The sequence below is a fragment of the Mycobacterium gallinarum genome (assembly GCF_010726765.1).
Lineage (GTDB): Bacteria > Actinomycetota > Actinomycetes > Mycobacteriales > Mycobacteriaceae > Mycobacterium > Mycobacterium gallinarum.
Genome location: NZ_AP022601.1, coordinates 3,205,611 through 3,232,370, shown reverse-complemented (window position 1 = coordinate 3,232,370; position 26,760 = coordinate 3,205,611). Strand labels below are relative to the sequence as shown.

Annotated in this window: 27 protein-coding genes; 16 read left to right on the top strand and 11 right to left on the bottom strand. The window is 66.4% G+C overall.

From position 1 onward, the window contains the following. Positions 1-8: 8 nt before the first annotated feature. The gene (locus G6N42_RS15685; protein ID WP_232076156.1) at positions 9-593 is read left to right on the top strand and encodes an RDD family protein; all 585 of its coding nucleotides are present in this window, start codon (positions 9-11) and stop codon (positions 591-593) included. A gap of 6 nt (positions 594-599) precedes the next feature. After that, positions 600-1,754, top strand: a complete 1,155-nt coding sequence (locus G6N42_RS15680) for a cystathionine gamma-synthase (protein ID WP_163730410.1) — start codon at positions 600-602, stop codon at positions 1,752-1,754. Here the strand turns inward: G6N42_RS15680 and G6N42_RS15675 are convergent. The 3 genes from G6N42_RS15675 to G6N42_RS15665 form a co-directional block, all read right to left on the bottom strand. After that, entirely contained in the window at positions 1,746-2,408 is a 663-nt protein-coding gene (locus G6N42_RS15675) for a GOLPH3/VPS74 family protein (RefSeq protein ID WP_163730409.1), read from the bottom strand. The two genes, G6N42_RS15680 and G6N42_RS15675, sit on opposite strands and share 9 nt — an antisense overlap. A 37-nt stretch (positions 2,409-2,445) precedes the next feature. Then, a complete protein-coding gene (greA, locus tag G6N42_RS15670; protein ID WP_083126812.1) occupies positions 2,446-2,940 on the bottom strand; it encodes a transcription elongation factor GreA in 495 nt (164 codons plus the stop codon). A 236-nt stretch (positions 2,941-3,176) separates the two neighbouring features. Beyond that, the gene (locus G6N42_RS15665; RefSeq protein WP_163730408.1) at positions 3,177-3,596 is read right to left on the bottom strand and encodes a DUF4307 domain-containing protein; all 420 of its coding nucleotides are present in this window, start codon (positions 3,594-3,596) and stop codon (positions 3,177-3,179) included. 126 nt (positions 3,597-3,722) lie between these two features. Here G6N42_RS15665 and mca point away from each other — a divergent pair, with 126 nt between their 5' ends. From mca to G6N42_RS15645, 4 genes are read left to right on the top strand one after another with little or no spacing between them, the layout of a single operon-like run. After that, positions 3,723-4,595 carry a mycothiol conjugate amidase Mca gene (mca, locus tag G6N42_RS15660; protein ID WP_163730407.1) on the top strand — a complete coding sequence of 291 codons (873 nt, stop codon included), beginning with the start codon at positions 3,723-3,725 and terminating at the stop codon, positions 4,593-4,595. Beyond that, positions 4,592-4,849 carry a hypothetical protein gene (locus G6N42_RS15655; protein ID WP_163730406.1) on the top strand — a complete coding sequence of 86 codons (258 nt, stop codon included), beginning with the start codon at positions 4,592-4,594 and terminating at the stop codon, positions 4,847-4,849. Before mca ends, G6N42_RS15655 begins: the two co-directional genes overlap by 4 nt. Then, positions 4,836-6,860: a thioredoxin domain-containing protein gene (locus G6N42_RS15650; protein WP_163730405.1), complete on the top strand. Its 2,025-nt coding sequence runs from the start codon at positions 4,836-4,838 to the stop codon at positions 6,858-6,860. The genes G6N42_RS15655 and G6N42_RS15650 overlap by 14 nt, the downstream gene beginning before the upstream one ends. Before the next feature lie 10 nt (positions 6,861-6,870). Next, positions 6,871-7,242 carry a nuclear transport factor 2 family protein gene (locus tag G6N42_RS15645; protein WP_163730404.1) on the top strand — a complete coding sequence of 124 codons (372 nt, stop codon included), beginning with the start codon at positions 6,871-6,873 and terminating at the stop codon, positions 7,240-7,242. A gap of 55 nt (positions 7,243-7,297) precedes the next feature. Here the strand turns inward: G6N42_RS15645 and trhA are convergent, their stop codons facing one another. After that, positions 7,298-8,032 carry a PAQR family membrane homeostasis protein TrhA gene (gene trhA / locus G6N42_RS15640; protein WP_163730403.1) on the bottom strand — a complete coding sequence of 245 codons (735 nt, stop codon included), beginning with the start codon at positions 8,030-8,032 and terminating at the stop codon, positions 7,298-7,300. 53 nt (positions 8,033-8,085) lie between these two features. Between trhA and G6N42_RS15635 the strand changes: the two genes are divergently transcribed. From G6N42_RS15635 to G6N42_RS15620, 4 genes are all read left to right on the top strand, one after another. Further along, a complete protein-coding gene (locus G6N42_RS15635) occupies positions 8,086-8,883 on the top strand; it encodes a (2Z,6E)-farnesyl diphosphate synthase (protein WP_163730402.1) in 798 nt (265 codons plus the stop codon). A gap of 48 nt (positions 8,884-8,931) precedes the next feature. After that, complete coding sequence (locus G6N42_RS15630) at positions 8,932-10,287, top strand: hypothetical protein (RefSeq protein ID WP_163730401.1); 1,356 nt, start codon at positions 8,932-8,934, stop codon at positions 10,285-10,287. 69 nt (positions 10,288-10,356) lie between these two features. Next, complete coding sequence (locus tag G6N42_RS15625; RefSeq protein ID WP_163730400.1) at positions 10,357-10,794, top strand: hypothetical protein; 438 nt, start codon at positions 10,357-10,359, stop codon at positions 10,792-10,794. Positions 10,795-10,884: 90 nt separating this feature from the next. After that, positions 10,885-11,295, top strand: a complete 411-nt coding sequence (locus G6N42_RS15620) for a hypothetical protein (protein ID WP_163730399.1) — start codon at positions 10,885-10,887, stop codon at positions 11,293-11,295. 64 nt (positions 11,296-11,359) lie between these two features. On the opposite strand, the gene coaA is transcribed toward G6N42_RS15620, so the two are convergent. After that, entirely contained in the window at positions 11,360-12,298 is a 939-nt protein-coding gene (coaA, locus tag G6N42_RS15615; protein WP_163730398.1) for a type I pantothenate kinase, read from the bottom strand. Between the two features lie 30 nt (positions 12,299-12,328). On the opposite strand from coaA, the gene G6N42_RS15610 reads away from it, so the two are divergent. The 4 genes from G6N42_RS15610 (at position 12,329) to phoH2 (ending at position 17,404) form a co-directional block, all read left to right on the top strand. Continuing rightward, positions 12,329-13,543 (top strand): DUF885 domain-containing protein, encoded by a 1,215-nt coding sequence (locus G6N42_RS15610; RefSeq protein WP_174262091.1) that lies wholly within the window; start codon positions 12,329-12,331, stop codon positions 13,541-13,543. A gap of 26 nt (positions 13,544-13,569) precedes the next feature. Then, entirely contained in the window at positions 13,570-15,018 is a 1,449-nt protein-coding gene (locus tag G6N42_RS15605) for a glycine hydroxymethyltransferase (RefSeq protein ID WP_163730397.1), read from the top strand. 54 nt (positions 15,019-15,072) lie between these two features. Further along, the gene (locus G6N42_RS15600) at positions 15,073-15,900 is read left to right on the top strand and encodes an acyl-ACP desaturase (protein ID WP_163730396.1); all 828 of its coding nucleotides are present in this window, start codon (positions 15,073-15,075) and stop codon (positions 15,898-15,900) included. Between the two features lie 190 nt (positions 15,901-16,090). Further along, positions 16,091-17,404, top strand: coding sequence for an RNA 5'-3' helicase PhoH2 (gene phoH2 / locus G6N42_RS15595; RefSeq protein ID WP_163730395.1), 1,314 nt, complete (start codon positions 16,091-16,093; stop codon positions 17,402-17,404). Between the two features lie 4 nt (positions 17,405-17,408). Here the strand turns inward: phoH2 and G6N42_RS15590 are convergent, their stop codons facing one another. The 4 genes from G6N42_RS15590 to glpX all read right to left on the bottom strand — a co-directional run bounded on the left by G6N42_RS15590 (position 17,409) and on the right by glpX (position 23,169). Then, positions 17,409-17,693, bottom strand: a complete 285-nt coding sequence (locus G6N42_RS15590; RefSeq protein ID WP_350310126.1) for a hypothetical protein — start codon at positions 17,691-17,693, stop codon at positions 17,409-17,411. Positions 17,694-17,790: 97 nt separating this feature from the next. After that, on the bottom strand, positions 17,791-20,550 hold the full coding sequence (locus tag G6N42_RS15585) for a helix-turn-helix transcriptional regulator (RefSeq protein WP_163730394.1): 2,760 nt from the start codon (positions 20,548-20,550) through the stop codon (positions 17,791-17,793). Between the two features lie 153 nt (positions 20,551-20,703). Beyond that, a complete protein-coding gene (locus tag G6N42_RS15580) occupies positions 20,704-22,113 on the bottom strand; it encodes a class II fumarate hydratase (protein ID WP_163730393.1) in 1,410 nt (469 codons plus the stop codon). A 27-nt stretch (positions 22,114-22,140) separates the two neighbouring features. Continuing rightward, positions 22,141-23,169, bottom strand: a complete 1,029-nt coding sequence (glpX, locus tag G6N42_RS15575; protein WP_163730392.1) for a class II fructose-bisphosphatase — start codon at positions 23,167-23,169, stop codon at positions 22,141-22,143. Between the two features lie 54 nt (positions 23,170-23,223). Here glpX and G6N42_RS15570 point away from each other — a divergent pair, with 54 nt between their 5' ends. Beyond that, on the top strand, positions 23,224-23,871 hold the full coding sequence (locus tag G6N42_RS15570; RefSeq protein ID WP_163730391.1) for a DUF4245 domain-containing protein: 648 nt from the start codon (positions 23,224-23,226) through the stop codon (positions 23,869-23,871). 23 nt (positions 23,872-23,894) lie between these two features. Then, positions 23,895-24,692 carry a dienelactone hydrolase family protein gene (locus G6N42_RS15565; RefSeq protein ID WP_163730390.1) on the top strand — a complete coding sequence of 266 codons (798 nt, stop codon included), beginning with the start codon at positions 23,895-23,897 and terminating at the stop codon, positions 24,690-24,692. On the opposite strand, the gene G6N42_RS15560 is transcribed toward G6N42_RS15565, so the two are convergent. Continuing rightward, on the bottom strand, positions 24,673-25,899 hold the full coding sequence (locus G6N42_RS15560) for an AI-2E family transporter (RefSeq protein ID WP_163730389.1): 1,227 nt from the start codon (positions 25,897-25,899) through the stop codon (positions 24,673-24,675). The two genes, G6N42_RS15565 and G6N42_RS15560, sit on opposite strands and share 20 nt — an antisense overlap. A gap of 9 nt (positions 25,900-25,908) precedes the next feature. Further along, positions 25,909-26,736: an SDR family NAD(P)-dependent oxidoreductase gene (locus G6N42_RS15555; RefSeq protein ID WP_163730388.1), complete on the bottom strand. Its 828-nt coding sequence runs from the start codon at positions 26,734-26,736 to the stop codon at positions 25,909-25,911. Positions 26,737-26,760: the final 24 nt, after the last annotated feature.

The following is a 26,760-nucleotide window of genomic DNA, read 5'->3' as shown; positions in this document are numbered from 1 at the left end:
CGGCGCACGTGACGGCTTCATCACCCGCTCCGCATCCGTACCACGCGCCGCCGGCCTCGGTGCTGCCGAAGCAGGCGTACACGCGTTGGAGTACCCGGGTGGTCGCGAACCTCATCGACTGGACCCCCATTTGGGTGATCTTCCTGATTCCACTCGTCGGTCTGGTGGTCGCGGGGGATGTGGAGTGTCTCGACAGCATCTATGGCAGCGGCCAGAGTTATTGCTCCCCGGCAGTGTCTGACTTCTGGACGTCGATCCAGTTCATCGCGGTGCTGCCGGGCGTGGTTTATTTCATCTGGAACTTCTGCTATCGGCAGGGCGCAACGGGCCAGAGCATCGGCAAGTCGGTGATGAAGTTCCGCGTCGTCAGCGCGCAGACCTGGCAGCCCATCGGCTTCTGGATGTCGCTCGTCCGCCAGATCGCCCACTACGTGGACCAAATCGTCTGCTGCGTCGGATATTTGTGGCCGTTGTGGGACAAGAAGCGGCAGACGTTGGCCGACAAGATCGTGGGTACCGTCTGCCTCCCGCTGGGTGCTGGGCCGCCGCCACCCCCGCAGTGGATCGAGCCGCAGGACCCGTCGCTACCCTGATCGGTGATGACTGAACAGCACAGGTCGAGGGGGCTTGCCACCAAGGCCATCCACGCAGGCTTTCGGCCCGACCCGGCGACCGGCGCCGTCAACGCCCCGATCTACGCGAGTTCCACCTTCGCCCAGGACGGTGTCGGCGGCCTTCGCGGCGGATACGAGTACGCCCGTACCGGCAACCCGACCCGTACCGCACTGGAAGCATCGCTGGCCGCCGTCGAGGAGGCCCAGTACGGTCGGGCGTTCGCGTCGGGGATGGCGGCCACCGATTGCGCGCTGCGCGCGGTCTTGCGGCCCGGCGACCACGTCGTCATGCCTGACGACGCCTACGGCGGCACCTTCCGATTGATCGACAAGGTGTTCACGCAGTGGGGTATCGACTACACCGCGGTGTCACTGTCCGACCTCGACGCCGTCCGCGCCGCGGTCACACCGCAGACCAAGTTGATCTGGGTGGAGACGCCGACCAATCCATTGCTGTCGATCGCCGATATCGCGGGTATCGCCGGTATCGCGTCGTCGTCGAAGGTGAAAGTGTTGGTGGACAACACGTTTGCGTCGCCTGCGCTGCAGCAGCCCCTGACACTCGGGGCGGACATCGTCCTACATTCGACGACGAAGTACATCGGTGGCCACTCGGACGTGGTCGGTGGCGCCTTGCTGACCAGCGATGAAGAACTCGACACCGCGTTCGCGTTCCTCCAGAACGGTGCGGGCGCGGTGGCGGGCCCGTTCGACGCCTATCTCACGATGCGCGGACTCAAGACCCTGGTGCTGCGCATGCGCCAGCACAGCGAAAACGCGGCGCTGGTCGCCGAATTCCTTGCGGATCACCCGGCGATCGCGACGGTGCTGTATCCGGGATTGCCGAGTCACCCGGGCCACGAGGTCGCCGCGAAGCAGATGAGCGGCTTCGGCGGCATGGTGTCGGTGCGTATGCGGGGCGGTGCGGACGCCGCCCGCAAGCTATGCGCGAGTACGGAGATCTTCATCCTCGCCGAGTCGCTGGGCGGAGTGGAATCGCTGATCGAGCACCCCGGCGCGATGACGCACGCCTCGACAGCGGGATCCCAACTGGAGGTGCCCGACGATCTCGTGCGTCTGTCGGTCGGCATCGAGGACTCGGTGGACCTGATCGCCGATCTGGCGCAGGCGTTAGGTTAGGACGGGCCGCAACGCCGACGCGGTGACCACGAGATTCACTTCGCGTATCGACGTCGGAGATTCGTCGATCCAACTGCCGCTTGCGATTTCACCAGCCCGGGCGTGCACCCACCGCCATCCGCGATCGTTGAGCGACAGTAGAGCGCCCAGCCCGTCGACAGCGTGAAGCAGGGTGATGATCGCCGCTGTCACCGGTGCCGGCGGCCGTCGGTCGAACAGCGCGGCCAACAGCGCCGAACGTGCCTGATCCACCCGCTGCCGGTTCGTCAGCGGCCACGCGTAGGGATGGGTCAATCGGTTGGACTGCAACCGAATACGCCGAATCTGGCCGGCCTGCTCCAGATGGTGGGTGAGATCGTCCGCGGTGCGCTTGGACAGCTTCTTCACGGCAGCCGCCGGTCTCAGCGGCCGTCGCTGAAGCAACTGAAACGCCGACTCGGCAACCGGATCCATCGCACCCGGCACGGACAGCGCGATCAACCGACCGGGTTCGACTGCGTCTTCGGCCATCGCAGGCCGGATTCTGCAGGCCTGGGCGAGGTCGAGCAGTACCGCCGCCGCCAGCACCCGCTCACGTCGGTGACGCTCGAGTGCCGGCTGCGCCGACGCGTTGTCGAGCAGAAGCAGAAGGAGATCCTCGGCGATCTGCGCCATGGTGCGGACTGTAGCGCGGGGCGCCGAGGCGGCTGCCTCAGGAGTGATAGGGCTCAGCGCTGAGGAGCGTCACCTTGACGGTGTTGCCGTTGGGGATCGTGTAGGTCTTGACGTCGCCGACCTTCGCGTCGATGAGCGCCTCGCCTAGCGGCGACTTCGGCGAATAGACCTCGAGCTTCCCGTCGCTGACACCCTCCTGGCGGGTGGCGATCAGGAACGTCTCGGTATCGCTCTTGTCGTCGCCGTACTGCACCTTGACCACCGAACCGGGCAGCGCCACGCCGGACTGCTTGGGAGCCTCGCCGACCTTGGCGTTGTTCAGCAGCTCCTGCAGCTGGCGAATGCGGGCCTCTTCCTGGCCCTGCTGCTCGCGGGCGGCGTGGTAGCCACCGTTCTCGCGCAGGTCGCCCTCTTCGCGCCGATCGTTGATCTCCGCAGCGATGACCGGTCGGTTGGCGATCAGCTGATCGAGTTCGGCCTTCAGCCGATCGTGTGCTTCCTCAGTCAGCCACGTGACCTGCGTGTCGGTCATGGTGTCGCGCTCCTGTCGTTCGTTGCTCTCGCGCTCTTCGCGTAAGTAGGTTTCTTGTCGCGCCGCCGGGAGCTCTTCGTGTATTGCCACCGTCGTCGACGCCTAATCAGCGCACTAAATGCAGCAATACACGGTCCCAACGGGGAACCGTGTATCGATCCATCCTAGCACCGCGGGGACAGCGGATTTTCACGTATTCGCAGTTCGGCGTTTGTTGCGTTGTCCTGCGCGGGTGTTTAAGGGGTCACCAGGTAGGACGGCACGTCGGTCCCGCAGCCGTACACGTCGCCGACGACCGGCGGCTTGTTGGACTTGACGGCGACCGTCACCTGCACGGTCTGCTGGGTGGCCGGCGGGACGAGGACCTCGCGGCGACCGGTTTCGCTGCCGTCGATCGAACGGGCCCGGATGATGCACACCACCGGCTGGGACGGATCCTCCCGCGTCACGCTGATCGTGACGTCGACGGTTTCGTCGTCGACCAGGCGGTAACCGCCCAGTTCACCTTTGACCGCATTGCTGAACCGCCCCGACGCGATGATCGCGACCGTCACCCCGACCACCAGGACCAGCGCGGTCAGCCCACCGGCGATCAACCGCCGCTGGCGCCGGGTCAGACGCTGGCGCCCATAACGCGCGGAGGGACGCTCGATCATCTAGTTTTCATGCCCGTCGGTCGGATGGATCTACAGAACTGGAACTATAGGGCTACTCGTAGTGGTTGAAATCTCTCGGGAATGCCGAATGGCGACATCTTCGGGACATAGATGAGGCAGAACAGGTTGAGTGAACTGCGGTTGATGGCGGTACACGCGCACCCGGACGACGAGTCCAGCAAGGGTGCGGCCACCACGGCACGGTACGCGGACGAGGGCGTGCGCGTCATGGTGGTGACGCTGACCGGGGGCGAGCGCGGCGACATCCTCAACCCGGCCATGGACCTGCCCGAGGTGCACGGCCGGATGACCGAGATCCGGCGCGACGAGATGGCCAAGGCCGCCGAGATCCTGGGCGTCGAGCACCACTGGCTGGGTTTCGTCGACTCGGGCTTGCCGGAGGGTGACCCGCCGCCACCGTTGCCCGACGGTTGCTTCGCCCTGGTGCCCCTCGAGGAGCCCACCGAGTCGCTGGTGCGCGTCATTCGCAAGTTCCGGCCCCATGTGATGACGACGTATGACGAGAACGGCGGCTATCCGCACCCCGATCACATCCGGTGCCACGAGGTGTCGATCGCCGCGTACGAGGCGGCCGGCGATCATATGCTGTTCCCCGATGCGGGGGAGCCCTGGAACGTGCTGAAGCTGTACTACAACCACGGCTTCCTGCGGAAGCGCATGCAGCTGATTCAGGACGAGTTCGCCAAGCACGGCGAGGTGGGCCCGTTCGAGAAATGGCTCAAGCACTGGGAAGCCGACCACGACATCTTCGAGAAGCGGGTGACCACCAGGGTCGAGTGTGCGAAGTACTTCGCCCAGCGCGACGACGCGCTTCGTGCGCACGCCACCCAGATCGACCCCAATGGCGACTTCTTCCGCGCGCCGATCGAATGGCAGCAACGGCTTTGGCCGACAGAGGAATTCGAGTTGGCACGGTCACGCGTCCCGGTGTCGCTGCCCGAGACGGACTTGTTCGCAGGGATCGAGATCGACGAATGAACGACATCGCACTGACCATCGTCACCCTGCTGGCACAGGATCCACCCCGCCAGACCGGTCCGGACTTCGGTAAGGCCAGCCCGTTCGGCCTCCTGGTCCTCGTGCTGTTGTTGATCGGCACGTTCCTGTTGGTGTGGTCCATGAACCGTCATCTGCGCAAGCTGCCAAAGTCCTTCGACGAGCCCGACGAACAGGCCGGCGGGGGGCCCGACGAGCCTGCCGACGACGGCGAGAGCAAGCGTGAGTCCGGCTGAGTTCGCCGGCCGAAACACCTTGGGCGGGGCCACCAGTCCCTACCTGCGCCAGCACGCCGACAACCCGGTGCACTGGCTCCAGTGGTCACCGCAGGCGCTGGCGGAGGCGGCGGCACGGGACGTGCCGATCCTGCTGTCGGTCGGGTACGCGGCCTGCCACTGGTGTCATGTGATGGCCCATGAGTCGTTCGAGGACGAGAAGGTCGCGGCCGCGATGAACGAGGGGTTCGTCTGCATCAAGGTCGATCGAGAGGAACGACCCGACATCGACGCGGTGTACATGAACGCCACTGTCGCGCTGACCGGTCAGGGCGGCTGGCCCATGACGTGCTTCCTGACGCCGGATGGCCGCCCGTTCTTCTGCGGTACGTATTACCCCAGGGCCAACTTCCTGCAGCTGCTCGCCGCCGTCTCCGATACGTGGCGAACCCGCCGTGCGGAGGTCGAGGAGACCTCCGACCACATCAGCGGCGAGCTGCGGTCGATGGTGTCCGATCTACCCCGGGGCGGACCGCCGATTCAGCCGTCGCTGTGTGACCACGCCGTCGCCGACGTGCTTCAGCACGAGGACCCCGTCAACGGCGGTTTCATCACCAATCAGTCTGGGGCGCCCAAGTTTCCGCCGTCGGCGATGCTGGAAGCGCTGCTGCGCAGCCACGAGCGCACCGGTGACCTGATGCCCCTCGAAGCGGTCGAGCGGAGCTGTACGGCGATGGCGCGCGGCGGCATTTACGACCAGCTCGCCGGAGGGTTCGCGCGCTACAGCGTCGACGCCGCGTGGGTGGTGCCGCACTTCGAGAAGATGCTCTACGACAACGCTCTGCTCCTGCGCGCGTACGCACACTGGGCTCGCCGCACCGCAGACCCGCTGGCGCGCAGAGTGGCCGGCGAAACGGCGCGGTTCCTCATCGACGGCCTCGGTGCCGAGGGCATGTTCACCTCGTCGCTGGATGCCGACTCCGACGGACACGAAGGCTTGACGTACGTGTGGACGCCGGCACAACTGACCGAGGTGTTGGGGCCGGATGACGGCCGTTGGGCCGCAGAGGTTTTCGGTGTCACCGAAGCCGGCACCTTCGAACACGGCAGTTCGGTCCTGCAATTGCCAAGTGACCCCGACGATGCCGATCGGTTCGATCGAGTACGCATGGCGCTGCTGGCCACCAGGTCGACGCGCCCCCAGCCCGGCCGCGACGACAAGGTCGTCACCGGGTGGAACGGACTGGCGATCACCGCGCTCGCCGAGGCGTCGGTGGCGCTTGACGAACCTGAATTCCTAACGGCCGCAACGCGATGCGCGAGCGCGATCGTCGGCCTGCACATCGTGGACGGTCGACTGCGCCGGGCCAGCCTCGGCGGTCGTGTCGGCGACAGTGCCGCCATCCTGGAGGACCACGCCGCGCTGGCGACCGGCCTGCTAACGCTGTATCAGCTGACCGCCGAGACGACGTGGCTGAATTCGGCGATGCTGCTGATCGACATCGCCCTGCAGCATTTCGCCGATACGGAGACCGCCGGGCGCTGGTACGACACGGCGGATGACGCTGAGACCCTGATGGTTCGGCCCGCCGATCCGCTGGATGGCGCGACGCCGTCCGGTGCGTCCCTGATCGCCGAGGCGTTGCAGTTGGCGGCTCATCTGGCTCCCGCGCACCGCGCTGACAGGTATGCATCGGCGGCCGAGTCGACGCTGACGGGTGCGGCGCCGATCCTGGCGCGTCTGCCACGCTCTGGCGGCCACTGGCTGGCTGTCGCCGAAGCCGCTGTGCGCGGGCCCATTCAGATCGCCGTCGCCTGCGATCCCGTCGGCTCGGAGCTGCTGGCCGCCGCGCGCACGCTGGCCCCCGGGGGCGCGATCGTCGTCGGCGGTGAAGTGAACTCGTCGGAATTGCTGTCCGACCGCGACCGGGTGGCCGGGGCCGACGCCGCGTATGTATGCCGTGGCAGGACCTGTGACCTGCCGGTCACCTCTGCCGGGGATCTCGCCGTCGCGCTCGGTGTGTCCGTGTAGCCTTCGGCGCATGCCATCGCCTGAGGACAACGCCGCGACCGTCAACCGCTACCTCGAATACGCCGCGGCGGGAAAGGTCGATGACATCGTCGGGCTCTACGCTGACGATGCCACCGTCGAGGATCCCGTCGGCAGCGAGGTGCACATCGGGAGCCAGGCGATCCGGGGCTTCTATTCGGCCATTCCCCAGGGCGACAACGGGACCGAGGTTCTCACCCTGCGCGCCCTCGGCAACGAGGTGGCGTTCCACTGGGTGCTGACCATCAGCATGGGCGACGCCAAGATGAGCATCGACATCATCAGCGTCATGACGTTCAACTCCGATGGCAAGATCGCGTCGATGAAGGCCTACTGGACCCCGGAGAACATGACCCAGGGCTGAGCGATTTCGGTGTTCTGAGTCGCGCTGAGCGCGACCAGCTACACCGAAATCGCCGCTAAAAGACGGCGAACCACATCGCGATGTAATGGCAGATCGCGGCGACCGCCGTGCACGCATGGAAGAACTCGTGGTGGCCGAACGTCGTCGGCCACGGGTTCGGCCACTTGAGGCCGTAGAGCACGCCGCCGATGCTGTAGAGCGCGCCACCGACGATCAGCAGCACCAGCGCGGCGACGCCCGCGCCGTGCATGATCGGCCCGACGAACCACGCCGCGACCCAGCCCAACAACAGGTACAGCGGCACCCCGACCCAGCGCGGTGCCGACGGCCAGAACATCTTGAGCAGTACCCCGGCGAGGGCCCCGGCCCAGACGATCGCCAACAGGACCATGCCGTCGGACTCCGGCAGTGCCAGCACCGCGAACGGCGTGTAGCTGCCGGCGATGAAGATGAAGATCATCGAGTGATCGAGACGCTTCATCCATTTCCGGGCCGTCGCCGACTTCCAGTCGACCCGGTGGTACGCACCGCTCACAGCGAACATCGCGACGATCGTCAGTGTGTAGACAAGGGTGGAGAGGCCTGCGCGCGTGGACACCACTGACCACGACACCGACACCAACGCCGCGCCGGCGATGAACGCGACGACCGCGGCGTAGACGTGGATCCAACCGCGCAACCGCGGTTTGTGGAAGAAGTTGGCGACACCATCGACGACCGCTTCGGGCAAATCCTCCGCGTAGACGCGCACCGGTGGCTGCTGAGCCTCGTCGGCATCTACCTGCACCATGTTCACCTCCGCTTATGCCTTGGGGGATTCGACTGCCACAGTAGTCTGATTCGGTGGCCATCATTCCTTCGCGACTCAAGGAACCGATGTACCGCCTGTACGAGTTGCGGTTGCGCCAAGGCCTGGCTTCCTCGAAATCCGAGCTCCCACGCCACATCGCGGTGCTGTGTGACGGGAACCGCCGGTGGGCTCGTGACGCTGGTCACGACGACGTCAGTTACGGGTACCGGATGGGCGCCCACAAAATCGCCGAGATGCTGCGCTGGTGCCAGGAAGCGGGCGTCGAGATGGCCACGGTGTACCTGCTGTCCACCGAGAACCTGCAGCGCGAACCCGCTGAATTGGCGACGCTGATCGGAATCATCACCGACGTCGTCGAAGAGATCTGTGCGCCCGCCAACCGGTGGAGCGTGCGCACAGTCGGGGACCTGGAACTGATCGGCGAGGAGCCGGCCAAGCGGTTGCGCGACGCCGTGGAGTCGACGCGATCGCAAGCCGGCGCCGGGTCCTTCCACGTCAACGTCGCCGTCGGCTACGGGGGCCGCCAGGAGATCGTCGACGCGGTGCGGCAGCTGCTCGCCAAGGAGCTTGCGAACGGGCGTACCGGCGAACAGCTGATCGAGGCCGTGACCGCGGAAAACATCTCGGAGAACCTGTACACGTCGGGGCAGCCGGATCCCGATCTGGTGATCCGCACCTCGGGGGAGCAGCGACTGTCAGGTTTTCTGCTGTGGCAGAGCGCCTACTCGGAGATGTGGTTCACCGAGGCCTACTGGCCCGAGTTCCGGCGGGTGGACTTCCTGCGGGCGCTCCGCGACTACACCGCGCGTCATCGCCGCTACGGCATCTAGAACCATCTGGTCTTCGCGCAAGCGCTCATGCCTGCGACACTGGGACCTATGGCTGCGCTGTCGGCGCTCGTCTTCTCACTCAGCTGGTGGCTGGGGCTGTATCTGCTGGCCCGTGATCCGCGTAAGCCCGTCCTGGTATTGGCCGCTGTCGGCCTGACGAGCTTCGCGACGGTCGTCGCGCTGGACGCCGTTCGTACCCAAAGTGGCTCGACCGTGCTGAGCAGCGTCGAGGTCTACCTCGTCACCGTGCCGGGCATCGCCTGGTTCGCCGTACTTCTCGAACTGTCGCGGCCCCGCGACACGTGGCGAAGCAGGGCGACCGAACTCGTGGCGGTGACCGCGGTCGCGGTGGGCGCCTTCATGGGTGCGGCGATGGCGGGCAATGTCGACGGCCCGGTGCGTCTCGGTCACTGGGTGATGTTCGGCGTCATCTCGCTGTCCTCGCTCGGCGCGATGCTGCGCGCGGTGTTCGGATCGTGGCAACCGAGGCCGGTGGTGCCCTACATCATCGTCGCAACGTTGTTCTTCGCACTCGGCAACGCGATCATCGTCATCCCGCTCGGCCTGGTCCCGAGCTGGTTGGCGTTGGCGTCTACGGGATTCGACGTCGTGCTGCTCGGTGTGGCCGTCGCGATGTGGGACGCCTTCGATGAGGGGCAGGCTCTGCGCGCCGACATGTTGCGGTCCTTCGTCGCAACGGGCGTCGTCGTGGTGCTGTTCGGAGGGCAGGCGCTGATCGGCCTGTCGGTCACCGGCTCGCAGACCGCGTTGACGGTGATGCTGTTCACCAGCCTGGCCATCGCGATCTCGATCAACGTGCTGGCCGATCCGCTGGCCGGCGTGCTGGACCGGCTGGCGTTTTTCCGCTCACCCGGGTTGCGTGCCGACCGTGCCGCCCTGCGCAGCACCGGTGCGGCGCTGCCGTTGCGAAAGGCCGGCCCGCTCGACCACATCGACGACGACACCTTCGTCCGTCTCACCCGCCGAGCCCTCGGCCATTACGGCGACCTGTCCAAGCTGGTCGCCAGCCCGCTCACCGCACTGCCGGTTATCGACGAGCGGCTCGCCGCGCGCGGCGCCCCCGACCAGCCGCTGGAGCGGGCCAACGAGCTGAAGGCTCTGCTCGCCGATCGCATCGCCCGCCTCAAGCCGCGCGACGGCGGCGAGTTCGGCACGACCGAAGAATGGCGCTACTACAACTCGCTGTACTTCCCCTACGTCGTCGGTGTGCGGGCCTACGCGCAGAACGCGACCGCCGCAGGGCTCGATCCCGTCGCGCGTCAGGCCTGGCAGTGGTTCGTCACCGAGGTGCCCCAACGGTCGCTGCACAACTGGCAGAACTCGGCTGCCCGCGTGATCGCCGCCGATCTGCGCGGAAACCTGGTGGCCGCACAAGACCTCTGACCTGCGGCTGGCAGTAGCTGGCAGCGGCTGGCGTCGATCTGGCAGTGACATCTGCGCAGCATCGAAGCCATGACCGCCATCACCACCCGCCCAGTCCGGGAAGCTCGATCCGATCTCGCCGCCGGGGAGGCTCCGGAAGGCTCGCTCTTACGGTTCGCCCTCCGCGCCGACGCGACCCTGTGCGCCGGCCTCGGTCTGCTGATCGCCATGGCCGCCGATCCGCTGTCGCGGCTGTCGGGCCTGTCGCCCACTTCTGAGTGGATCGCCGGTGCGGCGCTCGTCGGTTACGGCGCAACGCTGTACCTGCTCGCCGGTCTGCCCGACGTCCGTCGCGTCGGTACCGGTGTGCTGGCCGGGAACATCGCCTTCGCGATCCTGGTGACCGTCGTGCTCGTGGGGGACTGGCTGCCGCTGAGCGAGTTCGGTGTCGTCGCGACCATCGCCTTCACCGTCGTCACGTTGGGCTTCGCCTACGTGCAGTACCTCGGGGTGCGCCGATTGGCGTGACCCCCACATGACTGGTCCGGAGCCGCCGCCGTAAGAGGTTGCGTCGTCGGCTCCGGAACGGTCCACCACCCCCCCGAGAAAGGAAATCGCATGACCGCCACCACCACTCCCAAACTGCGGGCCTCCAACGACTCGTTTCTGCGCTTCGCGCTACGACTCGACGCGACCTGTAGTGTCGTCATGGGTATCGTCGGCATCGCCCTTGCCGGCTGGATCGCCGAGATGTCGGGCACGACAACCGCCTTCGAGTATGGGGTTGGCGCCTTCTTCATCGCTTTCGCGACCGGAGTCTTCGCTTTCGCCGCCCGGCCTTCGGTGAAACTGACCGGCATCGTGATCGCCGCCGGAAACGTGCTCTACACCGTCCTGACCGTGGTGTTCGTCCTCGTCGACGTGTTCCCGCTGACGACCTTCGGCGTGGTGGCGACGCTGGCCACCGGCGTCTACACCCTCGTCATGGCCGAGCTGCAGTACCAGGGTGTGCGCCGCATCAAGAAGTAGTGGCTCGAGTGGCCACATGGCACGGTTTCTCGCGAAATACGTGGCATGAGTGGCCATTCGGCGTTCAGAGTTTTCGTAGGCGCAGCCGGTTGATCGCGTGATCGGCATCCTTGCGCAGCACCAGCGTGGCCCGCGGTCGGGTCGGCAGAATGTTCTCGATCAGGTTGGGCCGGTTGATCGAATGCCAGATGTCGCGAGCGGCGAACTCGGCCTGATCGTCGGTCAGGGTCGAGTAGTGGTGGAAGTGTGACGCCGGGTCGGCGAACGCGCCGGCCCGCATCGACAGGAACCGCGAGATATACCACTGCTCGATGTCCTCGATGCGGGCGTCGACGTAGACCGAGAAGTCGAACAGGTCCGAAACCATCAGGGCCGGGCCGGTTTGCAGGACATTGAGGCCCTCGAGGATGAGGATGTCCGGATGCCGGATCATCTGCTTCTCGCCGGGCACGATGTCGTAGAGCAGGTGCGAATACACCGGCGCGCAGGTCGCGTCGGAGCCCGACTTCACCGTCGTGACGAACCGCATCAGCGCCCTGCGGTCGTAGCTCTCCGGAAAGCCCTTGCGATGCATCAGGTTTCGGCGGGCCAACTCGTCGTTCGGATACAGGAAGCCGTCGGTGGTGACCAGGTCGACGCGGGGGTGGTGCTCCCAGCGCGCCAACAGCGCCTGCAGCACACGCGCGGTGGTGGACTTACCGACGGCGACGCTGCCCGCCACGCCGATGATGAACGGCACCGGGCGGTCCGGATTCTGCTGCGGCTCGCCGAGGAACTGCGCAGTCGTCGCAAACAGCGCCTGGCGGGCAGCGACCTGGAGGTGAATCAGCCGGGCCAGCGGTAGATAGACCTCTTCGACCTCGAGCAGGTCGAGCTTCTCGCCGAGACCACGGAGTCGCTGCAGCTCGTCCTCGGTCAACTTCAGCGGGGTCGACATACGCAACGCACGCCACTCAGTCCGGTCGAACTCCACGTAGGGGCTCGGCTCGCTCAGCCGCGGCATACGCCCAGTCTTGCAGTTAGCGTTGAGCACATGAACTCGGGCTTGTCGAATAGCACCTTGATCCGTGAATATCTGATGCTCGGACTGCGCTTCGACCGGGTCGAGGATGGCTACGTCGACTCCTTCACCGGCGATCCCGAACTGCGCCGCATCGTCGCCAACGAACCGCCTCCGGAGCCCGCCGATCTCACCCACCAGGCCGAACGGCTGCTGGCCGAACTGGATGCGGGCACCGACCTGGAGCAGAGCCGCGCCGAGTTCATCGCCGCCCACCTGCGGGCCCTGGCCTGCGCCGGCCGCAAGTTCTCGGGCCAGAACGTCGGTTTCGTCGACGAGGTCGACGCATATTTCGACGTGCGTATCGCCAAGGGCGACCCGGAGCAGTACCGGCAGGCGCACGCCAAGCTCGATGAGGCACTGGGCGGCACCGGGCCCCTCGCCGAGCGGATGACCGCCTACCGGGCCGGTGAGGAGGTGCCGCCCGACCGCCTGGAGGAGTGCATCCATGCGTTCTCCAGCGCACTTCGCGACAGGGTGCGCGCCGAATATCCGCTGCCGGACGCCGAGACCATCACCTACGAGGTGGTCACCGACAAGCCCTGGTCGGGCTTCAACTACTACCTCGGCAACTACACCTCGACGGTGGCTGTGAACGCCGACCTCAAGCAGCAGATGTCCAATCTGCCGCGACTGGTGGCACACGAGTCCTATCCCGGCCACCACACCGAGCATTGCCGCAAGGAGGCCGGACTGGTCGAGGGCTTGGGTCAGGCCGAGCAGACGATCTTCCTCGTCAACACCCCGCAATGCCTGATGGCCGAGGGGCTGGCCGACCTGGCGCTGTACGCCACGATCGGCCCGAACTGGGGGTCCTGGGCCGCCGAGATCTACGCCGATCTGGGCCTGAGTTTCGACGGCGATCGTGCGCAGGCCGTTTCCGAGGCGGCGGCGACGCTGGCCGACGTGCGCCAGGATGCCGCGCTGATGCTGCACGACGAACATCGTGACGTCGACGACGTCGTCGAATTCCTCAGGCGCTGGCTGCTGGTCAACGACGAGCGAGCCCGCCAGATGCTGCGATTTCTGTCGTCGCCGCTGTGGCGGGCCTACACCAGCACCTACGTCGAGGGCTATCGACTGCTGCGGGCATGGCTGGAGGCGCGACCTGCGAACGTTTCGCTGACCCAGCGGTTCGGCCGGCTACTCGACGAGCCACTGATCCCGTCGACGCTGCGGACCGCCTGAAATCTCGCCCGACTAGGCTGAGCTGCATGACTGCAGAGTCCAACGGTCTGGGCGCCGAATACGCCGACACCGCCAGCGAGGCCTACCGCGCCGCCCTGCGGGTGATCGAGTCCGTCGAGCCCCGAATCGCCGATGCCACCCGCAAAGAGCTTGCTGATCAACGGGATTCGCTCAAGCTGATCGCCAGCGAGAACTACGCCTCGCCCGCGGTGCTGCTGACGATGGGCACCTGGTTCTCCGACAAGTACGCCGAAGGCACCATCGGTCACCGGTTCTACGCCGCCTGCCAGAACGTCGACACCGTGGAGGCGCTGGCCGCCGAGCACGCACGCGAACTGTTCGGCGCGCCGTATGCCTACGTCCAACCGCACTCGGGTATCGACGCGAACCTGGTCGCGTACTGGGCGATCCTGGCCACCCGGGTCGAGGCCCCGGGTCTGGCCGAACTCGGCGCCAAGCACGTCAACGACCTCTCCGAAGCCGACTGGGAGACCCTGCGCAGCAAGCTCGGCAACCAGCGGCTGCTGGGCATGTCGCTGGACACCGGCGGCCACCTGACCCACGGCTTCCGGCCCAACATCTCCGGCAAGATGTTCCACCAGCGCCAGTACGGCACCAACCCGGAGACGGGTTTCATCGACTACGACGCCGTCGCCGCGCTGGCCCGCGAGTTCAAGCCGCTGGTACTGGTCGCCGGCTACTCCGCCTATCCGCGGCGGGTCAACTTCGCCAAGATGCGTGAGATCGCCGACGAGGTCGGTGCGACGCTGATGGTCGACATGGCGCACTTCGCCGGCCTGGTTGCGGGCAAGGTGTTCACCGGCGACGAGGATCCGATCCCGCACGCCCACATCACCACCACGACCACGCACAAGTCGCTGCGCGGACCGCGCGGCGGACTGATCCTGGCCACCGAGGAGTACGCACCCGCAGTCGACAAGGGCTGCCCGATGGTGCTCGGCGGACCGCTGTCGCATGTGATGGCCGCCAAAGCCGTCGCGCTGGCCGAGGCCCGGCAGCCGGCATTCCAGACGTACGCGCAGTCCATCGCCGACAACGCACAGGCGCTGGCCGATGGATTCACCAAACGCGACGCGGCGCTGGTCACCGGCGGCACCGACAACCACCTCGTGCTGCTCGATGTGACGTCCTTCGGGCTGACCGGACGGCAGGCGGAGTCGGCGCTGCTGGATTCCGGGATCGTGACCAATCGCAATGCGATTCCGGCTGACCCGAATGGCGCCTGGTACACCAGCGGCGTCCGGCTGGGCACACCCGCGCTGACCACCCGGGGATTCGGCGCCGACGACTTCGATCGTGTCGCCGAGCTGATCGTCGAGGTGCTGTCCAACACGGAGGCGGCGGGCACGTCGAAAGCCAAGTACAAGCTGGCCGACGGCACCGCGGACCGCGTGCACGCCGCGGCCGGCGAACTGCTGGCGGCCAACCCGCTGTATCCGGGGCTCACGCTGTAAGACACGCCCTGCGCGATTTTTGGAAACCTGTGAATTCGGGTTACAGTTACTTTCATGGCACAGAGACCTGTCGCTAATGCGCTGATCCTCGAACTCGAGCCGGTCGTGCAGCGGGAGCTGCGTCGTCATATCGACTCGGAAGACCTGTGGTACGCCCACGACTACGTCCCGTTCGAGCAGGGCGAGAACTTCGCCTTCCTCGGCGGAAAAGACTGGGATCCGTCCCAGGTGACGCTGCCCAAGGTGGTCACCGATGCGCTGGAGATCCTGCTGATCAACAAGGACAATCTCGCCGGCTATCACCGCGAGCTCGTCTTCAGCTTCATACTCGAAGACAAATTCGGCCGCTGGCTGGGCCGGTGGACCGCCGAGGAGCACCTGCACGCGATCGCGCTGCGCAACTACCTGGTAGTCACCCGTGAGATCGATCCGGCCGCCAACGAGGATGTCCGCGTCGAGCACGTGATGAAGGGCTATCGCGCCGACACCTACAGCCAGATCGAGCGCCTGGCGTTCATGGCCTTCTTCGAACGCGAGCACGCCGTCTTCTGCCGCAACCTCGAAGCGCAGATCGCCGAGCCCACGCTGAAGGCACTCGTCGGCCGCATCGCCAAAGACGAAGAACGGCACGAGGAGTTCTTCGCCAACCTCGTCGAGCATCTGCTGACGACCAATCGCGACGAGACCATCGACGCCATCGCCAAGCGCGCCGCCGAGCTCGACGTCGTGGGTGGTGACATCGACGCCTACGCCGACAAGGTGCAGCACATGGCCGAGGCCGGCATCTTCGGGCCCGAGCAGCTGCGCCAGGTCATCGCCGATCGCATCACCGCGTGGGGTGTGGCCGACGAGCCCGCGCTCCAGCAGTTCACACAGCGCTAACTCGTAGCCACGGCGCGCCTGCGCGGCGCACATGGCGCCACGGGAGTAGCGTCGTTTTCGATGGCTAGCGACATGCTCTGCTATCCGGGCGGTACCGATCGTTTGATCACGAGAGGACCGGCCCCGGTCCTAGTACCGCAGCGTCCGCCGAACGGTTCGCGTGGGGCCGCGCGGGCTCGAGGAGCGCTACGTGACTGATTCGCCCTTGCGGACCTATGTTCTCGACACCTCCGTCCTGCTTTCCGATCCGTGGGCTTGCACCCGGTTCGCCGAGCATGACGTCGTGGTCCCGCTCGTGGTCATCAGCGAACTGGAAGCCAAGCGACATCATCATGAGCTTGGCTGGTTCGCGCGGCAGGCACTGCGGATGTTCGACGATCTGCGACTCGAACACGGCCGGCTGGATCAGCCGATACCCGTTGGGACGCAAGGTGGAACGCTGCATGTCGAGCTCAACCACAGCGATCCGACGGTGTTACCTGCGGGATTCCGCAACGACAGCAACGATGCGCGCATCCTGACCGTCGCTGCCAACCTCGCCGCTGAGGGCAAACTGGTCACACTCGTCAGCAAGGACATCCCCCTGCGGGTGAAGGCGGGCGCGGTCGGCTTGACCGCCGACGAGTACCACGCGCAGGACGTGGTCACGTCAGGCTGGACCGGGATGGACGAGGTCGACGTCACACCCGACGAGATCGACATGCTCTTCGCCGATGGTGAGATCGACCTCGAATCGGCACGGAACATGCCGTGCCACACCGGAATCCGGCTCCTTGGTGGCAGCTCGTCCGCGCTGGGACGGGTGAACGCCGAAAAGCGAGTGCAGTTGGTTCGTGGCGACCGCGAAGTGTTCGGCCTACGGGGAAGGTCGGCCGAGCAACGCGTGGCACTGGATCTCCTGCTCGACGAATCGGTGGGCATCGTGTCCCTGGGCGGCAAGGCGGGTACGGGTAAGTCCGCGCTCGCGTTGTGCGCAGGCCTCGAGGCAGTGCTCGAGCGCCGGACCCAACGAAAGGTCGTGGTGTTCCGGCCGTTGTATGCGGTCGGCGGACAGGATCTCGGTTACCTACCCGGTAGCGAGAGCGAGAAGATGGGCCCCTGGGCGCAGGCGGTCTTCGACACGCTCGAGGGGCTGGCGAGCCCCGCGGTGCTGGAGGAGGTGCTGTCGCGCGGCATGCTCGAAGTGCTTCCGCTGACACACATTCGCGGTCGGTCCCTGCACGACTCGTTCGTCATCGTCGACGAGGCGCAGTCGTTGGAACGCAACGTGCTGCTGACGGTGCTGTCGCGGTTGGGTGCGGGATCTCGGGTGGTGCTCACCCATGACGTCGCCCAGCGGGACAATCTGCGCGTGGGCCGTCACGACGGTGTGGCCGCAGTGATCGAAAAGCTAAAGGGTCACCCGCTATTCGCCCACATCACCCTGCTTCGCAGCGAGCGTTCGCCGATCGCGGCTCTCGTCACCGAGATGCTCGAGGAGATCAGCCCGGGCGCCCTGCCCTGATCGACTAGGCGCGGCGGCGGCCCCGGAGCCGCCCGGGCGGCGACATCGAACCCCGGAGCCGCCCGGGCGGCGACATCGAACCTCGGACCAGGAACCAGCCCGCGGCCGCGGCAGCGCTCAACGCCACGACTCGGTCAGCGCGGTCCGCCCTCGGCAGATCGAGCAGCGACACCAACCCCAGCACCGCGAAACCTGTCCGCAGTGCCGGTGCACTGGTCGCCGTCGTCACCAGGGCAGTGCTCTCGGAGCCCAAGGGAGTCTGGATCGAGGCAGCTTCGTCGACGCTCACCTAGTCCTCCTGGAGAAGCCTGTTCTGTCCGGGCCACTTGACGCTAATTCGTAGGACGGCGCTGGGGAATAGGGTGTTTCCCTATCGTCGAGCCGCTCTAGACCCGACCGATGTGGCGGCCCAGCTCCGCACGCGACCGGATGCCGAGCTTGCGGTAGATCCGGGCCAGGTTCGCCTCGACGGTCTTGGGACTGATGAACAGCGCATTGGCGACGTCACGGTTCTTCATGCCTGAGGCGGCGAGCTCGGCGACGCGCTGCTCAGACGGGGTCAATTGGCTGGACCCCTGCGGGCCGACGTTGGCCCGCGCCAGCTCGGCGCGCGTGCGGTTGGCCCAGAGCGGCACGTTGTGCCGCTCGAAGACCTCGAGCGCCAGCTGCAGGCTTCTCGACGCCGTCTCCTTCTTGCGCATTCGACGTTCGAGCTGGCCGAGCAGCAGCAGGGTCCGCGCCCGGTCGAACGGCATGTCCACCCGCTGGTGTTCGGTCATCGCCCGCTGCGCCGCGACGTGAGCGCCGTCGAGGTCACCCCTCGCCGCGAGCGTCATGGCGCGACCACGCGCGCCGACGGCCGACATCCAGGCGCGGTCGAAGGTGCGGCCGTTGCGTTCCAGCGCCTCGACGAGCGGCGCGGCTTCGGCGAGCCTGCCCAACTGCACCAGGGACTCGATGGCATCGGGCAGGAATGCTGCGCCGGGCAGTTCGGTCGGCGTGGACTCGGGATCGAAACCGGACAGCAGCGGAGCGATCGCGGCGAGCGCTTCCGGGTAGTTGCCCAGCGATACCTCGAGGAAAGCGAGCGTGGCAAGCAGCCGTTCCCCGAGCCGGAAAGTTCCTGTCTGCCTGCCGATCTCGAGTCCTGCCGCGATAGTGCGACGCGCTTCGGTCTCCTGTCCGGCGAACACGGCCAAGGTTGCGCGCATGCTGTGAGCCAGGAACAGGGGCGTGCCGCCGCTGAGCTGACGGGCGCGTTCCATGGCATCTTCGGCCACCAGGTTGGCGTTGATGAAGTCGCCCGCCCATACCGAGCTCATCACGACGTGCTGGGCGATGAAGACGTATTCGCCCTCCTCGCCCTTCTCCATGCAGCGCAGCCGGATGGCTTCGAGTTTCTGCCGCGCCGCCGCGAGTTCACCGGTCCACTCCAGCAGCAGTGCGTGCTGCATTCTCGGCCGGAACACCAGCGGTGTGAAGGTGTGCTCGTCCTCGAGTTCGAGCGCGCGTTGCAGGCTTGCGCTGTCGAAACCTTCGCCGGCCACGAAGTCCAACATGACCCGCATGCCCAACGCCAGGCTGAGCAGGTGCGGCTGGCCGAATCGCTCGGCATCTTCGACAGCCTGCCGTGCGACGCCCTCACCCTCGCGAATCTGGTTGGCGTGCATGAGCGAATAGGCCAGCGTGATCAACACCTGCACGCGCAGCGGACTGTCGTCATCCGCATCGTCGAGTGCCTGCTGCAACACGGTCGTTGCCTCGAAAAAGCCCTCGGTGTAGAGACGTACAACGGCCAAGCGGCACAACGCCTCTGCTCGCAGGTCTCCCGGCGGGAGGCGGTCCACGGTTTCCTCGAGCATTCTCGTCGCCCGCTCATGGTCGCCGGCATCGAAGTGGTTCAGCGCCGAGCGGAGCCGGCGTTCGGGTGCGTCACCGCCAAGGCCGATGGCCAGGTCCATGAACTCGGCAGCGGCCTCGGGTGCCCCACGCGCCCGCGCCAACTCGGCGGCCGCGTCGAGCGCGCGCAGCGTCACATCGTCGCCTCTGGTAGCGGCCAGCGCGAGATGCCTTGCGCGCAGCTCGGTCTCGTCGACGAGCTCGGCGAGCCTACGGTGCATCGCTCGTCGGGTTGCGGGGCGCGCCTCGGTGTAGACGCCCCTTGCCAGCAGCGGGTGCGTGAAATGGATCCGGTTGCCGTCGATGACGATGATGCCTTTGCTCTCGGCGATCTCGAGTAGGTCGACCAGCTGGTCACCGTCGCCGATAGTCGCCATCGCCACCATCTCGACCGTGGGCGTGGCCATGCACGACGCCGCGAGCAGCGCTTCGTGGACATCGGGGTCGAGGCTGCCGAGGCGGCTGCGGACTACATCGTTGAGCGTTCGTGGTAGCGATGCCACTGTGTTGCTGAGCGTCCCGTCGTCCAACGCCCTGGCCAATTCGATGGCATAGAAAGGATTTCCGCCGGAAACCTGATGAATACGCCCCATTACGGGCCGTGAGAAGGGCCGCTGCAGGCGCGACGAAACCGCGGAGTGCAGTTCTTGAACATTCAACGGGCTCAGGCGAATACGGGTCAGAGCTTCGGGGCGGGGCAACTGCAGCCATGCCGCGCTCGCGCCGTCGTGGACCTCGGTGCGCACACTGCCGAGTATTCCGACCGGCCCGGTCAGGCGGCGGGCGACGAATGCGATCACATGCACACTGGACGGGTCGAGCCACTGCAGATCGTCGATGGCCAACAGCACCGGGCCGGTATCGGCGTGGCGCTCGATGACGGCGAGAAACGCGGCCGCGACGGCGCGCTGGTCGGTCACCTCACCCGTGCCTGCCCGCAACAGCACCTGTTCCACCGCGAGCAGCTGGGGGGCGGGCAGGTCCGCCCACGTCTGCGGGTCGACGTCGTCGAGCATGTCCGCGAGGGCGGTGTACGCAAGAACGGATTCAGCGGCCGCGGCGCGTGTGGATAGCACCTGGAACCCGCGGGCCGTCGCCTCCTCGATGGCGGCCAACCACAGCGTGGTCTTGCCGATTCCCGGCTCGCCTTCGATCAGCAGCGCGGATGGCCCGACGGCCGTCGAGGTCAAGAACGTCTTGACCGAACGATCCTCCATCGGGCGGCCTCGTAGACCAGCCTCCGGCATCCACAATTCCCGGCACATAGACAACTGACACAACCCCTGCACCGCGCGACACCCGGATTGGATCGGGGTCACGCGATGGCAGTGTGCCTGTACCCGCTACGCGGCGGATGTATGCAATCGCTCAGCGCGATGCGATGCTTCTCCCGCGAGCGCTCAGCGCTCGCCGTCCTTGACCTTCGCCATCGCCAGCACGTCCAGACGCTTGTCGAGTTCCTCGAGGGACAGCTTGTCGCCGATCAGCCCGCGGTCGATCACGGTCTGACGGATGGTCTTCTTCTCCTTGAGCGCCTGCTTGGCGACCGCGGCGGCCTCCTCGTAGCCGATCGCGGAGTTCAGCGGCGTCACGATCGACGGCGAGGACTCGGCCAGCTCGCGGAGGCGATCTTCGTTGGCGACCAGGCCGTCGATGCAGCGCTGAGCGAACAACTTGGACGAATTGGTGAGGATCTTGAACGATTCGAGCAGGTTGCGCGCCATCATCGGGATATAGACGTTGAGTTCGAAAGCACCTGATGCGCCTCCAAAAGCGATCGCGGCATCATTCCCGACGACCTGCGCGGCGACCTGGGTGATTGCCTCCGGAATCACCGGATTGACCTTGCCCGGCATGATCGAACTGCCCGGTTGCAGGTCGGGGAGCTGGATCTCGCCCAGGCCGGTCAGCGGGCCCGAGCCCATCCACCGGATGTCATTGGCGATCTTGGTCAGCGACACCGCGATGGTGCGTAGCGCTCCGGACGCCTCGACCAGCCCGTCGCGGGCGGCCTGGGCCTCGAAATGGTTTGCGCAGACGCGCAGTTCGGCCAGGCCGGTCTGCTCCTTGAGGACGGCGACGACGCGCTCGTCGAAATCATCGGGGGCATTCAGGCCAGTGCCCACCGCGGTCCCGCCGATGGCCAGTTCACCAAGCCGCGGCAGCGTGGACTTCACCCGTTCGATGGAGGCCTCCACCTGACGGGCGTAGCCGCTGAACTCCTGGCCCAGCGTGACCGGGACGGCGTCCATCAGGTGGGTACGGCCGGACTTGACGACCGTGCGCCACTGGTGGGCCTTGGAGTCGAGCGACTCGTGCAGCACCTCGAGCGCCGGGATCAGGTGACGCACCGCGGCTTCGGTGGCCGCGATGTGCGTCGCGGTGGGAAACGTGTCGTTGGACGACTGCGACATGTTGACGTCGTCGTTGGGATGCACCTTCACGCCGTTGCGCTCGGCGACGCTTGCGATGACCTCGTTGGTGTTCATGTTCGAGCTTGTGCCCGAACCGGTTTGGAACACGTCGATGGGGAACTGGTCGTCGTGCAGACCGTCGGCGATCTCACCGGCGGCGGCGATGATCGCGTCGGCCTTGTCGGGCGCCAGCAGACCGAGATCCTTGTTGACCTGTGCGCAAGCGCCTTTCAGCAGGCCCAGTGCACGGATCTGGGTGCGTTCGAGCCCACGGCCGGAGATCGGGAAGTTCTCCACTGCACGCTGGGTCTGTGCCCGCCAGAGCGCGTTGATCGGCACCCGGACCTCGCCCATGGTGTCGTGCTCGATGCGGTATTCGACGGCGTCGTCGGACATTTGCTCCCTGTTCTTCTGTGTTTGTGGTTATGGCAGCGGATAGACCGCGTTGCTGTCGCCGGTGAAATCGATCGCGGAGTATTCGTTGAGTTTCGAGAGGCGGTGGTAGGCCTCGATCATGCGCACGGTGCCGGACTTGCTGCGCATCACGATGGACTGGGTGGTGCAGCCTCCGCCGGAGTAGCGCACGCCCTGCAGCAGGTCCCCGTCGGTGACACCGGTGGCGCAGAAGAACACGTTCTCCCCGGAAACCAGGTCTTCGGTGGTCAGTACGCGGCTCAGGTCGTAACCCCGATCGATCGCCTTCTGCTTCTCATCGTCGTCGGTGGGGGCCAGTACGGCCTGGATGGCGCCGCCCATACAACGGATCGCTGCCGCGGCGATGATGCCCTCCGGGGTGCCGCCGATGCCCAGCAGCATGTCGGTGCCCGAGTTGGGTCGGCAGGCCGAGATGGCGCCCGCGACGTCGCCGTCGGAGATCAGCCGGATCCGGGCTCCGGCGTCCCGGACCTCGGCCATCAGACCCTGGTGACGCGGCCGGTCCAGGATGCAGACGGTCAGATCGGCGACGCTGGAATTCTTCACTTTGGCGACCCGCTTGATGTTCTCGGCGACCGGCGCGGTGATGTCGATGACGTCGGCAGCGTCGGGGCCGACGGCGATCTTGTTCATGTAGAAGACCGCCGAGGGATCGAACATGGCGCCGCGCTCGGCGACCGCGAGGACCGAGATGGCGTTGGGCATGCCCTTGCTCATCAGGGTGGTGCCGTCGACCGGGTCGACCGCGAAGTCGCACTCCGGCCCGTCACCGTTGCCGACCTCTTCGCCGTTGTAAAGCATGGGCGCGTTGTCCTTCTCGCCCTCGCCGATCACGACGACGCCGCGCATCGATACGGAGTTGACCAGCTCGCGCATGGCGTCGACGGCCGCCCCGTCGCCGCCCTCCTTGTCACCGCGGCCTACCCAGCGTCCTGCCGCCATTGCACCGGCTTCGGTGACTCTCACGAGTTCAAGGGCGAGGTTACGGTCGGGTGCTTCACCGCGCGCGGGCGTCATGGGCAGATTGTCCCATTAGCCGCCCGCACATTGGGACCTGGGATACTGGCGACCATGAGCACCCAGCCGGCTCCAGCTCCGAAGCCAGCGAAGTCGCGGCTACTGCAGGACGGCCGGGATATGTTCTGGTCGATCGCGCCGCTGATAGTGGCCTGCGTCGTGCTGGCCGGGGTGCTGGGTATGTGCTCGTTTCAGGCCAGCGGCCCCGCCGAGGGCCCGGTGCCGACCTACGACGCACCTGGCGCGCTTCAAGCCGACGCGGACGCCCTCAAGATCCCGATCAGGCTGCCGCAGCTGCCCCAGGGTTGGCAGCCGAACTCCGGCAGCAGGAACGGCATCGACGGGGGCCGCATCGACCCGACGTCCGGTGAGAGCCTGCGAGCGGTCAGCTCGACCGTCGGCTATCTGGCGCCGAGCGGCTTGTACGTCAGCCTGACGCAGAGCAACGCCGACGAGGACAAGCTCGTCGCTTCGATGCGACCCGACATGCGCCCGACGGGCGCCGAGGACGTCGACGGCGTGACGTGGGTGGTGTACGAGGGCGGAGATCGGGAGGGGCGGCCTGCCGAGCCCCTGTGGACGACGCGGCTGAACGGCCCGACGGGTCCGGCGCAGGTTGCGCTGACCGGGGCCGCTACGACCGACGAGTTCCGTACGCTGGCTGCGGCGACGCAGACCGCCGCTCCACTGCCTACCGAATAGCCGACTGCCACGTAGGAGACGTCATGACCGCGCCCCAAGCAGACCTCACTGGCTGGACCGTTTCGCCGTTCGCCGCTGCGGGCTTCACGCATGACGTGTATCGCAGGGGTGAGGGTCCCGGCGTGGTGCTGATCCCGGAGATGCCCGGCGCCCATCCTGGCGTGTTCGCGCTGGGAAATCACCTGGTGGACAACGGGTTCACGGTGGCGATACCGTCGCTGTTCGGCACTCCCGGGGCGCCGGCGATGCGTCCGGGCGCGGTTCCGGTCATGTTGCGTGGTTGTGTGGCAAAGGAATTCGCGGGTTTCGCGACCAACGCCGACCGTCCGGTCGCGCACTACCTGCGTGCGCTGGCCCGCGATCTCAATGAGAAGACGCCCGGCAAGGGCGTCGGTGTGATCGGGCAGTGCTTCACTGGCGGCTTTGCGCTGGCGGCTGCGGTCGACGACAGCGTGCTCGCGCCCGTTCTCAGCCAGCCATCGCTGCCGTTTCCGTTGACGCCGAAACAGCGGCGCGACCCGGGCCTGTCCGAAGCCGAGCTGAAGATCGTCGAACGGCGCGCGGCCGACGAGGGGCTGTGCGCGCTGGGGTTGCGCTTCAGCGGGGACCCGCTGGTGCCTGCCGAACGATTCAAGACTCTCAAGGACCGGCTCGGCGACGCGTTCGAGGTCATCGAGATCAACTCGAAGAAGGGCAACGAGCACGGGTTCGGCAAGATGGCGCACTCCGTGCTGACCCTGGAGCGCCGCGAGCAGGAAGGCCACCCGACCGACGCCGCAATGAAGCGCGTGATCGAGTTCTTCAATCAGCGCTTGACGTAGCCGCGGGCGACGTTTCGTCCCTCTCGGATTCGTCCTCGCTCTGGGCCTCTTCCTTGGCTTCTTCGCGCTTCTGCCTGATGCGGCGGCCCAGCCGCCACAACGGGTTTCGCTTCTTGGGTTGGGTGTCTTTCTCGTCGGGTTGATCCATCGGGACACCCTTGTAAACGGCCAGATACACGCTGATCGTGGTGACGATGATGATCATCAGCACCGGGCCGATCACGATGCCCCACGCACCGAACATCGCGATGCCGGCGAACACCGCCAGCAGCATCAGTGCCGAGTCCAGGCGGGCAGCGCGGGGAACCAGTATGGGACGCAGGAAGTTGTCGATGTTCGTCACCACGATGAGGTGGAACAGGATCACGAATATGCCGCCGTAGATGTTGCCGAACAGGATCATTCCGACACCGAACGGGATGGTGATGATCCCGCTTCCGAGCGGAATGACCGACAGGGCCGACAGGAGAACGGCGAGCAGGAAGAAGCCCTGGTGGAATCCGGCGATGTAGATCGATGCGGCGCCGGCGACACCTTGGCAGACGGCGATGACGAACTGGCCCATGACGGTGCCCTTGACCATCGCGCCCATCTTCGACATGTACAGGTCGGTGATCTCCTCGCCCAGCGGATTCAGTCGCCGGATGAGCAGCAGCACCTTGTCCCGGTTGGTCAGCAGCGACAGGAATACGTAGAGGAACAGGATCGCCGCAGTGATCGCGCCGAACGCACCGCCGGCCGCGCCCTGGAGCAGGCCGAGCAGCCACTTGCCGACTTCCTGAGCCACGGTCGTCATCGAATCCTGTAGTGACTCAGGGGTGATCGTGTAGTCGACAAACGGCACGCGGTGCAGCAGTTCGTTGGCTAACGCCAACGACCGGTCGCCGAGGGCCGACAGATCGGTGTTCTCGACCCAGACGGCGACCCGCTCGACCATGGTGGTGATCTGGATGACCGCAAGGAACACGAACAGGCTCAACGGCACGATCACCGCCGCGAAGGCGGCCAGCAGCGTCAGCGTCGCCGACAATCCCGCGCCGAGTTTCTTGTTGAGCCGTGTGTAGAGCGGCTGGAACAGGTAGGCCGCCACCGCGGCGACCACGATCAGAATGAAATACCCACGCAGGAAGTACGCGCCGAAGGCGATCGCGACGGCGGTCGCGACGGCGAGCGCACGCTTCTGTGTCAGCGTGAATTCGGTGTTCACGCGCTATTTCTACAGAACTTTTGTGCGGGCCTCGACCTGTTTGGCGCGTTGAGCCTCGATGAACCGCATCGACATGCGGTTCAGCAGAGTGGGGGCCACCCTGGCGAACAACCATTGAACGCGCGCGATCCGGGGCTTCACCAGGATCGCCTTGTTCTTCTCGACCGCGCGCAAAATGTCCTGCGCCAACCTGTCGGCGTCGTACGGCTTGCCGCCCTGAGTCTGCAAAAAGTAGTCACGGCCGACGAATCCGCCGACGGCGCCCTTGTCGAGGATCGGCGTCTCGACGGCGGCCGGGCACACCACGAGCACGCCGACGCCGCGCGGGACCGCTTCGGAGCGCAACGCCATCGACAAGCCGACGACGGCATGTTTGGTCGTCACGTAACTGGTGATCTGGCCGGCCGCGGCAAGGCCGGCCATCGACGCGGTGTTGACGATGTGACCCTGGCCCTGCCGCAGCATCACCGGGTAGGCCGCTGCGACGCCGTGGACGACGCCACGCAGGTTGACGTCGATGATCGCGTTCCACTGGTCCAGCGTCAGCAACTCGGTGTCACCGCCCCAACAGATTCCCGCGTTGTTGAACATCAGGTCGAGTCGGCCGGCGCGGTCGACCACGTCGTCGACGACGGCCTGCACCGCCCCCGCGTCGGTGACGTCGAGTCGTGCCGCGCGTGCCCCGCCACCCAGTGCAGCGGCGGTCCGCTCGGCGGCCGCACCGTCGATGTCGGTGCAGACCACATGCGCGCCCGCGCCGACGAGGGCGCGGCACAACGCGGCGCCGATCCCCGACCCGGCGCCGGTGACGATCGCCTGCTTACCCTCGAAACTCATAGCCCTCTGTTCTTCGCGCAAGCC